Genomic DNA, 12,807 nt, shown 5'->3' with positions numbered 1-12,807 from the left:
GCGCAGGGTCAAGCAGGTCTCGATCGCCAGATCAGAATATCGTTGTTGACCACCGCGCTTGCCGGAGCGCGTTGCGCCCCACCGAGACACCGCGTCTTCGCTGAACCAGACCGTTACGTCACCACGCTGGCGGAGCACCTCGTTGTATTCCGCCCAGTTCGTCACACGGTACTTTGCCTTCGCAAACTTATCCCGCCGCGACGCGTTGAATTTGAAAGGCATCCCAGCATCCCGCAGTCAAATCGAAGGACCAGCTACGCATCGGAAACGATTTGTGCAACACGCTCATGCCGATGCTCGACCTCATGCAGACCGTGCCCGCCTTTGCCTATCTCATACCGATCCTGCTGCTCTTCGGGTTCGGCCCTGTCGTCGGCCTCATTGCGAGCGTGGTCTTCGCCATCCCGCCGATGGTGCGAAACACGATCCTCGGAATGCAGAGCATCCCGGAAGCGGTGATGGAAAGCGCCCGGATGTCCGGCTGCTCGCGGCGCCAGCAATTCGCCTGGGTCGAGCTTCCGGCCGCCATGCCCCAGATGCTGGTCGGCGTGAACCAGACCACTATGGCGGTGCTTTCAATGGTCATCATCGCTGCCATCATCGGCGGGTTCGAAGATATCGGCTGGGCCGTTCTCTCGGCAATGCGCAAGGCCCAGTTCGGCCAGAGCCTGCTCTCCGGCGTCGTGATCGTGATCCTCGCGATCTTGCTCGACCGGATCAGCGCTGCCTACGCCGCGCGCCAGCTTCCGACCTCAAGCCACAGCGGCCTGCCGCTACGCCGGTTTGTCCCTCTTCTGGCGTTGGTCATGGGCGCTGCCTTTCTCGGTGGCCACCTGCTTCCCCCGCTCGATGACTGGCCCCACGGCCTGACTTATTTCCCGGCTCAGGCCATCAACCGGGCAACCTCTGATTTCGTCGTCGCCTATGGCGGGATCATGGCCGCGTTCAAGAACGCGATTCAGTTCATCGTCCTGTTGCCGGTCAAGCTCGGCTTCGAACGGGCCATCGTGCCCTTCACCTGGGGAATAAAGGTTGGGAGCAACTCGGGCTCAACAGAACCGCAACCACCATCTTGGCTGGCACCACGGCACCGAACTTTTCAAGACCTCTTTCAGCCGTCACGCCCACGACGGGCGGTGCCATCGGGGCAATTGCGGAAGGCGCCGGGAGATACATCTGCCTCGGCGAGAACATGGTTTTGCCAGCAGGCCCGCTCTCCCTCATGAACCCGGAGGAGCCGCATAACGCAATCGCAAAAAGCGTGGCCCAGCAAGAAAGGGTAACCGGCCAGTGATCCGCAGCACCTCCCCGCCATTGCGACAGGAGGTCATTTTATCATGCGGAAAGGTGCTTGACGATCCCGCCCCATTACGGAAGGGCGCTTCCTGCGCTTCGCTGCCGCACGGGCGACCTGGACTGCACATACGGCGCAAAGTGTCTCAATTTCCCTCCGAGGCAGAAAAAAGGTCACGAACCGGCCTTTCAGCCCTCCTGATGGTGGACCTGGCTCCTGTGACCGCCACCGCGGGAGACTGGCCCAGCCCCGGCAGCTGCAACCTGAAAGAGACGGCGGAGATCCGGGAAGGCAGCCCCCTGCCCCGCCAACTATAGAAAAGACTTGCACGAATCCCGTTCCTTGGCCAATAGTCACGGAAAAGAGGCAGTAAACGCCAAATTCCGTGAACACGCCTGACGGCAAAGACACGGGCAAAAGGCAGAGCGGCAAACAGCAGGCACATAGGGCAGATGGATCATACATACACACCTGAGGATCTCAATGCGGTGATCCGCCAGCATTCCGAATGGATTGCGGCGCAGCTGCATGCGCAGCGCGAAAGCCTGTTCCCGCCGAACGCTTCCAAGACGATGCGCAAATTCACCTCCGGCGAGGCCGCGGCCCTGCTCGGGGTCAATGATTCCTACCTGCGCAAGCTGCATCTGGACGGCAAGGGCCCCTCGCCCGAGCTGACCGCCGGCAACCGCCGCCAGTATTCCGCCGAAGACATCCAGGAACTGCGCGTGCTGCTGGAAAAAACCACCCGCAAACCCGGCGACTACCTGCCCGGCCGGCGCCGCGCCGAAAATGGCGAAGGCTACAGCGACCACATGCAGGTGATCGGCGTGATGAACTTCAAGGGCGGCTCCGGCAAGACCACCACCTCCGCCCATCTGGCGCAGCGCCTGGCGCTCAAGGGCTACCGGGTGCTCGCGATCGACCTCGACCCGCAGGCCTCCTTGACCGCATTGCACGGGGTGCAGCCGGAGTTCGACCTCAAGGACGGCGGCACCCTTTACGACGCCATCCGCTATGACGACCCGGCGCCGATCCGGTCAGTGATCCGGCAGACCTATATCCCCAATCTCGACCTGATCCCCGGCAACCTCGAACTGATGGAGTTCGAGCATGACACCCCCCGCGCCCTGGCCCAGGGCAGCGCCGGGCTGTTCTTCTTCCGGGTCAAAGAGGCTCTGTCGCAGGTCGATTCCGACTATGACGTGGTGGTGATCGACTGCCCGCCGCAGCTCGGCTTCCTGACCATGTCGGCGCTTTCCGCCGCCACCGGCGTGCTGGTGACGATCCACCCCGAAATGCTCGACGTGATGTCGATGTCGCAGTTCCTGCGCATGACCGCCGACCTGATGGACGTGATCGCCCAGTCCGGCGCCGACATGAGCCACGACTGGATGCGCTACCTGCTGACCCGGTACGAACCCTCGGACGCGCCGCAGAACCGTATTGTCGCCTTCCTGCGCACCATGTACGGCGACAAGGTATTGAACGCGCCGATGCTGAAATCCACCGCGATTTCCGACGCCGGCCTCACAAAACAGACTCTATACGAGGTCGAACGCAGCGCTTTCACCCGCTCCACCTATGACCGCGCGGTCGAAAGCCTGAACGCGGTCAACGACGAAATCAGCCAGCTCATTCAGGAAACCTGGGGGCGCACATGACCAGCAGCAAGAAATCCCGTCTCTCGATGCTCGACAGCCTGGCCGCGGCCGGCGCGCCGGTGGCCTCCCCTGCCCCGGCGGCTTCGATGATGTCCAGCAACCGCGCCCTGCGCTCCGCCCGCGACGCAGTGGATTCGCACCGGGTCTGGGATCTGGAACCGCATCAGATCGAGGACACCCGCGTCCACGACCGGCTCGACCCGAACGACATCCTCGACCTGCGCGACGCGATTGAGGCAAACGGCCAGACCGTGCCGATCCTGGTGCGCCGCCACCCCTCTGAGGCCGACCGCTACCTGCTGGTCTACGGCCGCCGCCGGCTGGAGGCGATCCGCTCATCTGACAAGGTCGCCAAGGTCCGGGCGCTGGTCGCCAGTATGGATGATGACGCCGCGGTGCGCGCCCAGATTTCCGAGAACATGGCCCGGCGCGACCTCTCCTTTATCGAAAAGGCGCTGTTTGCGCAGGAACTTGTCGAAAACGGCTTCGGCAACCAGTCGCAGGTCGCCGAGGTGCTGACCGTCACCAAATCCTCCGTCTCCATGGCCATCGCCATTGCCGAGGCGATAGGCGGCGATCTGATCCGCGCCATCGGCCCGGCCCAGGGCATTGGCCGCCCCCGCTGGGACGCGCTGGCCAAGGCAATCTCGGACACCGGCACCGACCGCTCCGCGCTCATCCGTATCGCCGAGCAGGAATACACCGATTTCACCGTCGATGCGGTGACAGAAGGCACTGATGCCGCGCCCGGCGACCCCTCGGTTCTGGCGTTTGAGGCGGTGTTCAAGGCCGCGGTCCCCTCCCCTGCCCCGCAGGACGCCAAACCCGCAAAGAAGAGCCGGACGCTCTCGCAGCCACTCACCGTCGATGGCCGCCGCAGCGCCACCCTGCGCCGCACCGCCAAGGGCGTCAGCCTGGAGCTGCCCGGCGGCGGCTTTGCCGACTGGCTGGAGGATGAGGCGCAGACACTGATTGAAGAGCTTCACGCGCGCTGGCAGTCGCGCTGCGAAGAGTAAGATATAACAATAACTTAGGAGGCACAGAGCAGACAAAAAGAAGGCCCCGCAAAACCGAAGCTCCACGAGACCAACTTGTTTCTAGCACCTTCAAGTTAGTGGCCGGAGCCTTTGACCGCAAGTCCAAAGCGATTCGCGGGCCGCTATTTTTTTGTCTTTCGTGATGATGACATGGGATATATGCCGATCACGCCTTTCGGGCGAACGGTTGATGCTGTCCTGCTGAAACAGCAGGCAGCAGCCGAAAAGGCACATCTGCAGCCTGCAGCAAACAAATGGGACGCGCTGCGTGAGCTGGCCGCCGCCCGCAAGACATACGGGCTGAGCGACCGGGACATATCGGTCCTGCAGGCGCTTCTCAGCTTTCTGCCCGGCAAGATGCTGGACGGTCAGAACAGCAGCCTGGTGATCCACCCCTCCAACAAGGTGATCTGCGAGCGCCTGAACGGGATGCCCTGCTCCACCATGCGCCGCCATGTGGCCAAGCTGGTCGGGGCCGGCATCCTGATCCGCCGCGACAGCCCGAACGGCAAACGCTACGTGCGCCGTTACCAGGGTGAACGGATGGCCTTCGGGTTTGACCTCTCCCCTCTTGCTGTCCGGTTTGCCGAATTCAGTGACGCAGCTGAGACAGAACGGGCCGCGCAAATGCACCTTAGACAGCTGCGGGAAACCGTGAGCCTGATGCGCCGCGACCTCGCCAGTCTCGCGCTCTGCGGCGAAGCGGAGCGCCCTGACCTGAATGTCTGGGACCAGTTCCACGATATGGCCCGGCTCACAGCTCGCGCACTCCGCCGCAAGCTGGGGTTTGAGGAGCTCCAGAAAATCCAACACCAGCTTGCCGCCGGACTTAAGGAAGCAAGCGCCCAGCTCGAACCGGATCAGGCAGAAGAAATGAGCACCAGTGACGCCCAAAATGAGCAGCACTATCAGAATTCAACTAAAGACTCTTATGAATCTGAACAGGCGGCAGCTCAAATCAGCACAGAAGAGCCAAGAGCTGCCAAAAGCAGCAACAAAGCTGACACTACAGAGACAGCACCGGTCCCGGATAATCAACAAAGGCAAGCCTCCCGGAATATGCCCAAACTGCCGCTTAGGCTCATTCTGTCAGCCTGCGGCGAAATCAAAACCTATGCGGATGGAGCTATCTGCCATTGGCACGATCTGGTCAAAGCTGCCAATACCATCAGGCCAATGATGGGCATTTCCTCCGCAGTCTGGGAAGAAGCGAAACACGCCATGGGCGCTGCCGAGGCATCTGTCGTGATTTCTGCCATGCTTGAGCGTTTTGGTGAAATCCGTTCTCCCGGCGCCTATCTGCGGCACCTCAGCGCAAAAGCTACTTCAGGGCATTTTTCCAGCGGACCCATGGTCATGGCTTTGGTCCGCCAGGAAGCGGCATAGAGAGTTCACAGCTGTGAACTCTCTCCGGAATGCGAAACCGTTCCAGATGACTATGAGAAAATGGGGCTTCATCTTGGCTATTGATTATTCAACCCTTCACCCGGATGCCAACCTGGCAGCGCCGATAGGCATCCGGCATCTTTCAGAAAAATAGTTAAGATGGCTATGAACATCATACTCACCGGCTTCAGCACCCCCAGCGGTGCGCGAGTTGCGGTAAACAGCACGATCAACTGCAATGCGGGGCAGGGTGCTGGGAATGATAAGCACCCTAATGCCAGGCGTTTCACTTGTTCGGAATGACTGCATTTGATAGAGGATGCAGAGCAGGTTACGGTCAGCAAGGTCCAGCTCAGGCCGGCATCCGGTGTTTTCGAACCGCTTTCTTAAGAACGATCACGCTCCAGCAGGCCCCGTTCTCCGGCGCGGTCCATCAGCATCTTGACGGACCACACAGACCATTTTATCCGCCCGCGCTTGGCGCGCTCCAGAATCCGGCCTTCCAGTAAACCTTCCCGGATCAGGGCGCGTTCCAGTTCGGCAGCGGCACCCAGTCCTGAAGGGTGAATTTCCCCTGCGGGCTGGAGGTGTCGACTGGATCGCGCAGGGACTTGAACTGGGCGCCCTTGGCCTCTACCCCCGCGATCACCTCCAGCAGATGCGAGAGCGAACGTGCAAGCCGGTCCAGCCGGATGACAACCAAAGTGCCACCCGGGCCAAGCCTGTCAAAGAGCCGTTTCAGGACGGAACGTGCCCGGTCGCCGCCGGAAGCTTGTTCCTCATGCACCTGGACACAGCCCGGCGCCCGCAGCTCCTCGGTCTGGGCTGCGGAGGATTGGTCATCCGAGAAGACACGGGCATAGCCGATGAAGCGCATGGCTGGGCCTTTGGCGGGATTATAGCAGGCGGTCTGCCGCACCTTCGCCCGCTCCGAGCGCATTTTCAATTTAATATGTCAGTATCAATCGATCGTTTGAAAACGCTTGCAAGGGCGGTTCTCTCTCGCCGACCAAAGGCACGGCCGGCGCCCGCAAGGGCGATGAGCCCTATGAAATAAGGCTGCCAGGCAAATGAGGCGCCTGTTCCGGGGTGTCTTTGAGGTTTCAAGCGCCTATCCGGCAGGGGAGGGAAGGCGGCCACCGCGCGGAATGCTCTGAAATTCGATGAGCCAATGGAATGAAATGTTGATTTACGTTCCATAAGAGCGGATAACCAACACAAATAGTTGAAATAATTTAGTGAGGATAGATGGCTGCCGGGAGCCCTTTCGATCTGGTTTTAGCCGCCGAAGTCAGGGCTTCCCGCATCGAGGGCCACCTGGCGGCGGATCCGGTGATTGCTGCGCAGTGGCGCAGCGAGGCCGCGGTGGCCGAAGCGGCCGCATCGATTGGACTGGAGGATTTGCGCCTGTCGGAAACCGATCTCCTCGTGCGGGTCAGCGAAAACCCGGAAACCCATGCGGATGTCAGGGCGATCGAGGATGCGCTTTCGGTCCTGCGGTTTTTGCGGGCGCCGGGCGACCCGGCCAATGAGCCGCTGTCGGTGCTCGACCGGATCGCCAGGCTCTCAGCGCGTGCAGAGACCCATGAGCCGCTGCCGGAGGTGGATGGCGAGATGGTGCAGGTGTTTGCGCAGTGCCGCGGCCGCGCGCCTCTGCTGGAAGCCATCCGCGCCAGCGCCCACTATGCGGCACTGACCGAACGGCGCAGCCCGGTTGCGGAGCGGCTGGTGTTTGCGGCCGCCGAGCATTTGTCGCGCAGCCGTGTTCTTGGCGGCGCATCACGGGCCCGCCACATGGATGATCCGCTGCGGGGCCTCGGCGGGCGCGTCGATGCATCCTGGGTCATCCTGCCCTCGCTTGCGCTGACGCGGATGCGGTTCCGGATCTGGTCTCCACTGAATCCCAAAGCGGTTCAGGAATTGCTTCAAGGGATCGGGGGCATCCTCGACCAGGAGCTGGGCCGGGTGATCACCATTCGGGCGTGGCGGGAAAAGGCCGCCATGGCCGCGCGGGGCAAGAGCCGCCGCTCCCGCTTGCCGGATGCGGTCGATGCCTTCGGCATTGAACCGGTCATGACCTCGCAGGCGCTGGCGGACCGCCTTGGCATCACGCAGCGCGGCGCGATCAAACTGCTGGGGGAGCTGGTCGAGCAAGGGCTTCTTGTCGAGATGACGCGGCGGCGTTCGGCCCGGATCTGGGCCACGCCGGGTCTGGCCGCATTGCTGGGCAGGCGGGCGGAGCCTGCCGGACGTGCGGCGCCCGCCGCAGGTATTGCGGCCCGCGGCAGTCCTGGCCTGCCTCAAACGGAGCAGAGCAGGGCCGGGGAGGCGCGCCGCATCAAAGAGGAGAACAAGGCCGCGGTGGAGCGGGCGCTTGCGGACTTCGATGCGGTGCTGGAACAGGTTGATGGAATTCTGGGCAAGCGGGGGGTGTAGGCTAGTCGACTTCTCAGATGTGCATGTGGTGAACCCGCCGATGTGTCAAACGCCTGCTGGCCAGTTCCATGTGAACCCGGAACAGGCCAGCAGGCGTTTGGGGAGCATATTTTTGCGTTGGCTCCAAAAACCGTTTCCAAGCACAGCTGGAACCTGATTTTCGATGCTGACTGGGCGAAAGGTCATTTCCATGATTTGGTTCAAGGACGGTTCGCCCTGGATCCGCGGCTGCATCGGTAAAGGAATGATCAGCTCGGCCCGTCAAAAGTGCCCGGCCAGCCATGAGATACACCACGCTATGGCGGATGATCCGGCCGTTCGCCTTTACCTCAACCACCGCAGCAGCCACATTGACGATGTTTCCGGTGTGACAGGCCCAGTATAGCCGGAAACCCGCATCCTGACGAATCGTTATCCCGGTAAGCGGTCGGACATTCCGACTCAGGCGTGCGGCGGAAGCGAAGGGGATGCCCCTGATACACTCTTCCAGCGACTGCGGAACGCGAAGGCGGCATGGCGGTCTTTATCCCGGCCGATTGCCCTGTGTCTTGAGCTGCCAGAACCTGATGGAGCAGTTCAAGCTGCCTAAGCAGGCATAGGGGTTTCTGGCAGCCCAAGACCAGATAAACACTATCTTCCGCCCCGGCCGCTAGCAGCGGTTCCCCGTCTCTTGCCAGTCCGGCAGGGCCGAGGCTTTCGACCTCTGGAACGGTTATGCTGCTGAAAGGACGCCTGGCAGGCCGCCTTCTCGCCCTCCTAAAACACGCGGAAACACCCTGGCAATCCCGTTTGAGGGCGCGCCCCGGAATTAATGTAACCCATGCGGGCGGCGGTTTGTCATGTTTATCGCCACCTCAACCACTGCCATTGCCAGCATAGACAAACCCACTAGCGGGAAGAAAACCCCCAGGGTGACGGCGATCAGCAGTAGGGTGCGCGGAATGCGCCAGTTAGCGGGCACTTGGGGCACGCCGAACGCGCCGGCAGGGCGGCGTTTCCACCACATTACCGCAGCCGAGATGCAGAGCATGATCATTGCCAGGCATGCCGTTAGCAGGACAATCTGATTCACCAGCCCAAACTCCTGCCCCGTGTGAACACTGATCCCCCATTCCGACCAGCGTCCCAGTGTGCCGAGATCAGCCAGGCCAGCGTCATACAGCACCTCACCAGTGTACTGATCCAGGTGGATTACCCGCTCAAAAGTGATGTCGTCAGGGTAGACGGATGCGGTGAAAACTCCGGTCGGTCCGGCGGGGGTAGTTACGGTATAGCCTGGGGCGATGCCCATCTCCTCGACCGTGGAGACCACGGCATCGATTGTCCTGGGCAGGCCCATGCCGGCCCCCGATAGCGGCAGCGGCTGTTTTTGCATAATCCAGGGGACGTGATCAACAGCATCCGACACCGGTTGCGATGACACCGGCAGATCCGACCAGTAGCCATCGGGTATACCCAGCCCGAAGGAATAGGCGTAGTCGTAAAATTTTCCGCCCCACACCGCTGACCAGGGCAGCCCTGTCATAGCCATAAAGACAATCACAGAGCCGGTATAAAGCCCGGTCACCGCGTGCATGTCGCGCCACCACGGGCGGCCCTGCGTTGCCTTTATCGAGACGGTACCGACCTTCCGGCCGCGCGGCCACCACAGGTAAATTCCGGTGATCACCAGTACCACCATCCAGCCTGCCGCCGCCTCGATCATCCGGTTGCCTATCCAGCCAGCATAATCCAGTGAATGCAGCTTGCGCACCACGTACATTGCAGGGCTGCCTGCGGGCCCGCCATCCCACAGACTTCCCAATACTGTGCCGCTGTAGGGGTCGACGTAGACTGTATCTTTCAACCCATTTTCACCAAGGATATCCACTTCGGCGCTGCGGTCCCGGGCTGCCGGTGCGGTGTAGGCCTTCACCTCACCCGGGTGGGCCGCGATCGCGGCGCTGGTGATCTGCGAGGGCGGCAATGCGTGAGACCCGGCTGGAGCGACAAAGCGCAGATCGCTATGGGCAAAGTCGTTGATTTCATCCTTGAACAGGTAGATGGCGCCGGTTGAGGCCAAAAGCAGGATGAAGGGCAGGATCATGAGACCGGCAATGAAATGCCAGCGCCAGATTGCGCGGTAGAGTGCGGAACTGCCCCCACCCCGGATGTCATTTTGCATAATTTCTTTCCTTTCATGGGGCCGGGGGAGGGTTGCTCGCTGCCGGGCTGTGCAAGGGAGGGCCTGCCATTCGATCCCTAAGACACATCGTCAAGTGCCCGATGCCACCTAAGCAGGGTGTGACAGCGTCCCGAACAATTGCGGGTCAAGGCTGGCCGAGACAAAACTTTCGCCAGCAGTCAGAACGCTCACTGCGTCATGGCTGTGCAGGCTTTCCTGGTGGTTGGCAATGATGCGGAAATCACCAATCCTTGGATCATTTTGAAACTGTTCGCAGAAGAGCCGCGCCGCATCCTCGACAAAGATCGGATTGGCGGCGTTGAGTTCGGCAAAGGCCTGTTCGTCTTCACGCTTGACCATGACCTGCGTTTCTGTCGGCACCGCCTTGCGGGCCATGTCGATCAGATCCTCAAACCACAGGCGCCTGCTGCCGGCCACTTCGACCGATAGCCTGGCAACCGAACGCTGCGAATGCGGTGTCGCCAATTGTCCGCGCACCTGTCGAGCATGTTCGCTCAGTTCCAGTGAACATGGACACGTTGAGGAATAGACATAGTCGAGATGCACGAACCGTTGACGCTTGGCCTGCAATTCCGCCAATTCCATGGCGATCTCGTAATATTGGTATCCTTCCAGCCCGGATCTCAAGGACGGCAGCCTGAGCGGATAGGAAAATCGAAGCTGCAGCCTCGCGTCCCCGGTTTCCAGGTCGAATAGATAGTCGTCTAGCACCGCCTCCATTGCGTCAAAGTCGAAGAGCCTATCTTTATGGTGGTAGAAACTGCGCATGATGCGGGACATATTGATGCCCTTCTTGCAGGCCTCCAGACTGACGGTACCGCTTACCGAGACCTGCACCGTCACTTCGGTTTTGTCACGGCACTTTAAACGCAGCGGCAGGCGAAAATTGGAAATGCCCACATGCTGCAGCTTGCGGCGCGCCCCACTGATCAACGCGGCTGGGCCGTTCTGCAGATCAGGCATTGAGGATAGATAGGTTTCATCCGGGTGGAAATTTTTTGGGTAGTCTCGATTTAGTACAGGATATTCCTGTCCTTCGGCTTTGATATCGATCACTTCGCTTGCGTCCTCATTGAGCGTGGGCGATACAGGCTGTAGTGCCACCATTTCAGAGCACCTCGCCAGCAATTGACGTGTCAATGCTTCTGCCAGCCATTTGATCGCAACATATGCCACCGAAGGTGGATATCGCCGCGGACCCGCACCGGAGCTGCAATTGCAACGCAGGCCGCAACTGGGTCTGCACGCAAGGGTACTGCGGCTTCAGCCGAAGGATCCCTTCTTGCATGCCCCGGTCCCGGCCTGCAGAAGTTGTGGACCCCCGCTCGCCTTCGGGGACGGATGGAGCCAAGATTGCTCGGTTCTTGCGGACGGCCGACGCGCACAGTTTTCGCTGGTACAATTCCGAATTCCTCATTGTTGCTGCATCAGGTGAGGTTTGCCGACACCTGCTCATTAGGTGCAATAAAGCGCAAAAGGTTCCCGGAAATCGCTTGCCGGGAAATCTTTGCACGGAATGCGCCTTGGCGGTTAATGGGCGCGCAGCCGCAGGGGATGTCGGGCTGATGCCGCTCATGGGGGATTGGCGTGTTGATTTCCGCATCTCTATTTGGTTGGTTCAAGTCAAGCGTCATTGAGGAAGTTCCGAGACGGTAATCTTTGACTTCCGCGGGGGCTCGCTTCTCTTCGAGATCGGCACACGGGACCTCCCATGATGGGATAAGAGGCACCTTGTTGCAGCGGTCGCGGATTTCGTTCAGGAAGCACGCTCTCTTATCGTGAAGGTTGCCCCTTATGCCGCACAAGTTCAATGCCGGGCGCCGGGGCCAGTTTCCGGCATCGAAGTTCTGCGTGACGAACTGGCCCGAGTATAACGAGGCGCTGCGCGGTCGCGGCGATCTGACGGTTTGGTTTGAGACGGGCGCTGCCGGGCAGTGGCGCGCGCCGAAGCGGAAAAGCCGCGGCGGTCAGGCGAAGTATTCCGATTTCTCGATTGAGACCTGCCTGACCTTGGGGTTGATCTTTCACCAGCCGCTTCGGCAGACGCAGGGCTTTGTCCGCGCGCTTCTGAAGCTGATGGGACTGGAACTGCCGGTGCCGGATTTCTCGACGCTGTCGCGACGGGCCAAGGGGCTTGCTGTAGAAGACGCCAGGCCGAAATCGAACGGGCCGGTCACGCTGATCGTGGACAGCACCGGGCTGAAGATGCACCGTGGCTCGGGTTGGCAGGAAGCCAAACATGGGACGGGAAAGACGCGCAAATCCTGGCGGAAACTCCATATCGGGTACGATCCGGGCAGTGGCGAGACCGTCGCCTCGCTTCTGACCACCGAACATGTTGGTGACGAGACCGCTTTGCTGGAACTGATCGACGGCCTTGATCTGCCGGTGGCTCGCGTGCTCGCCGATGGCGCCTATGACGGTACGGGTGTTCTGGATTGTCTCACCGAGGCCTTCGGGTCCAATGTCGAGATCATCATCCCGCCGCCAAAGACCGCCGTCTTGGGACGCAACGACCAGCGCGACGCTCATATCGAGCATATCGCCATACATGGCCGGATGGCATGGCAATCCGAGACGGGCTACAACAGCCGCGCCCTCGTCGAGGCCCAGATCGGGCGCCGCAAATCCGTCATCGGCCCCGGCCTGAAGTCAAGGGAATTTGACCGACAAGTCACCGAAAGCATGATCGCGACCAAGGCCCTGAACCGCATGACCGCCCTCGGACGTGCGGTCTTCGAACGTGTCGCATAAACCGTCGGGGAAAGGGGTGCCTATATCCAGATTTTGAACCATGCAACAACGTGG

General features: G+C 60.9%; 12 protein-coding genes and 1 pseudogene. 7 read left to right on the top strand and 6 right to left on the bottom strand.

The features are described from left to right. A partial coding sequence (locus tag AC0KW6_RS22365; protein WP_474036157.1) for a transposase occupies nucleotides 1–222 on the bottom strand: 222 nt, incomplete at its 3' end. Between the two features lie 65 nt (nucleotides 223–287). Here AC0KW6_RS22365 and AC0KW6_RS22360 point away from each other — a divergent pair. The 5 genes from AC0KW6_RS22360 to repC all read left to right on the top strand — a co-directional run bounded on the left by AC0KW6_RS22360 (nucleotide 288) and on the right by repC (nucleotide 5,378). Next, complete coding sequence (locus tag AC0KW6_RS22360) at nucleotides 288–1,226, top strand: ABC transporter permease subunit (RefSeq protein WP_474036156.1); 939 nt, start codon at nucleotides 288–290, stop codon at nucleotides 1,224–1,226. Beyond that, nucleotides 1,193–1,294: a hypothetical protein gene (locus AC0KW6_RS22355; RefSeq protein ID WP_323777727.1), complete on the top strand. Its 102-nt coding sequence runs from the start codon at nucleotides 1,193–1,195 to the stop codon at nucleotides 1,292–1,294. The genes AC0KW6_RS22360 and AC0KW6_RS22355 overlap by 34 nt, the downstream gene beginning before the upstream one ends. Nucleotides 1,295–1,746: 452 nt before the next feature. Continuing rightward, nucleotides 1,747–2,955 carry a plasmid partitioning protein RepA gene (gene repA / locus AC0KW6_RS22350; protein ID WP_323777725.1) on the top strand — a complete coding sequence of 403 codons (1,209 nt, stop codon included), beginning with the start codon at nucleotides 1,747–1,749 and terminating at the stop codon, nucleotides 2,953–2,955. After that, on the top strand, nucleotides 2,952–3,971 hold the full coding sequence (gene repB, locus AC0KW6_RS22345) for a plasmid partitioning protein RepB (protein WP_323777723.1): 1,020 nt from the start codon (nucleotides 2,952–2,954) through the stop codon (nucleotides 3,969–3,971). The genes repA and repB overlap by 4 nt, the downstream gene beginning before the upstream one ends. Before the next feature lie 171 nt (nucleotides 3,972–4,142). Further along, entirely contained in the window at nucleotides 4,143–5,378 is a 1,236-nt protein-coding gene (gene repC, locus AC0KW6_RS22340; protein WP_474036155.1) for a plasmid replication protein RepC, read from the top strand. 464 nt (nucleotides 5,379–5,842) lie between these two features. Here repC and AC0KW6_RS22335 read toward each other — a convergent pair. After that, a pseudogene (locus AC0KW6_RS22335) lies at nucleotides 5,843–6,255 on the bottom strand (recombinase family protein); the annotation flags it as partial. Between the two features lie 371 nt (nucleotides 6,256–6,626). Here AC0KW6_RS22335 and AC0KW6_RS22330 point away from each other — a divergent pair. Next, nucleotides 6,627–7,814 (top strand): hypothetical protein, encoded by a 1,188-nt coding sequence (locus AC0KW6_RS22330; protein ID WP_474036154.1) that lies wholly within the window; start codon nucleotides 6,627–6,629, stop codon nucleotides 7,812–7,814. Between the two features lie 45 nt (nucleotides 7,815–7,859). Here AC0KW6_RS22330 and AC0KW6_RS22325 read toward each other — a convergent pair whose 3' ends face one another. From AC0KW6_RS22325 to AC0KW6_RS22310, 4 genes are all read right to left on the bottom strand, one after another. Continuing rightward, nucleotides 7,860–8,006, bottom strand: a complete 147-nt coding sequence (locus AC0KW6_RS22325; RefSeq protein ID WP_474036153.1) for a hypothetical protein — start codon at nucleotides 8,004–8,006, stop codon at nucleotides 7,860–7,862. Nucleotides 8,007–8,622: 616 nt separating this feature from the next. Continuing rightward, nucleotides 8,623–9,978: a PepSY-associated TM helix domain-containing protein gene (locus AC0KW6_RS22320; RefSeq protein ID WP_474036152.1), complete on the bottom strand. Its 1,356-nt coding sequence runs from the start codon at nucleotides 9,976–9,978 to the stop codon at nucleotides 8,623–8,625. 108 nt (nucleotides 9,979–10,086) lie between these two features. Then, nucleotides 10,087–11,106: a GTP cyclohydrolase FolE2 gene (gene folE2 / locus AC0KW6_RS22315; protein ID WP_474036151.1), complete on the bottom strand. Its 1,020-nt coding sequence runs from the start codon at nucleotides 11,104–11,106 to the stop codon at nucleotides 10,087–10,089. 320 nt (nucleotides 11,107–11,426) lie between these two features. Next, nucleotides 11,427–11,633, bottom strand: a complete 207-nt coding sequence (locus tag AC0KW6_RS22310; RefSeq protein ID WP_474036150.1) for a hypothetical protein — start codon at nucleotides 11,631–11,633, stop codon at nucleotides 11,427–11,429. Nucleotides 11,634–11,793: 160 nt separating this feature from the next. Here AC0KW6_RS22310 and AC0KW6_RS22305 point away from each other — a divergent pair, with 160 nt between their 5' ends. Further along, nucleotides 11,794–12,753, top strand: coding sequence for an IS5 family transposase (locus AC0KW6_RS22305; RefSeq protein WP_474035925.1), 960 nt, complete (start codon nucleotides 11,794–11,796; stop codon nucleotides 12,751–12,753). Nucleotides 12,754–12,807 lie beyond the last annotated feature (54 nt).

Source organism: Leisingera sp. SA215 (assembly GCF_055902035.1).
The sequence above is the reverse complement of the archived record's forward strand: the minus strand, read 5'-3'. Positions and strand labels throughout refer to the sequence as shown.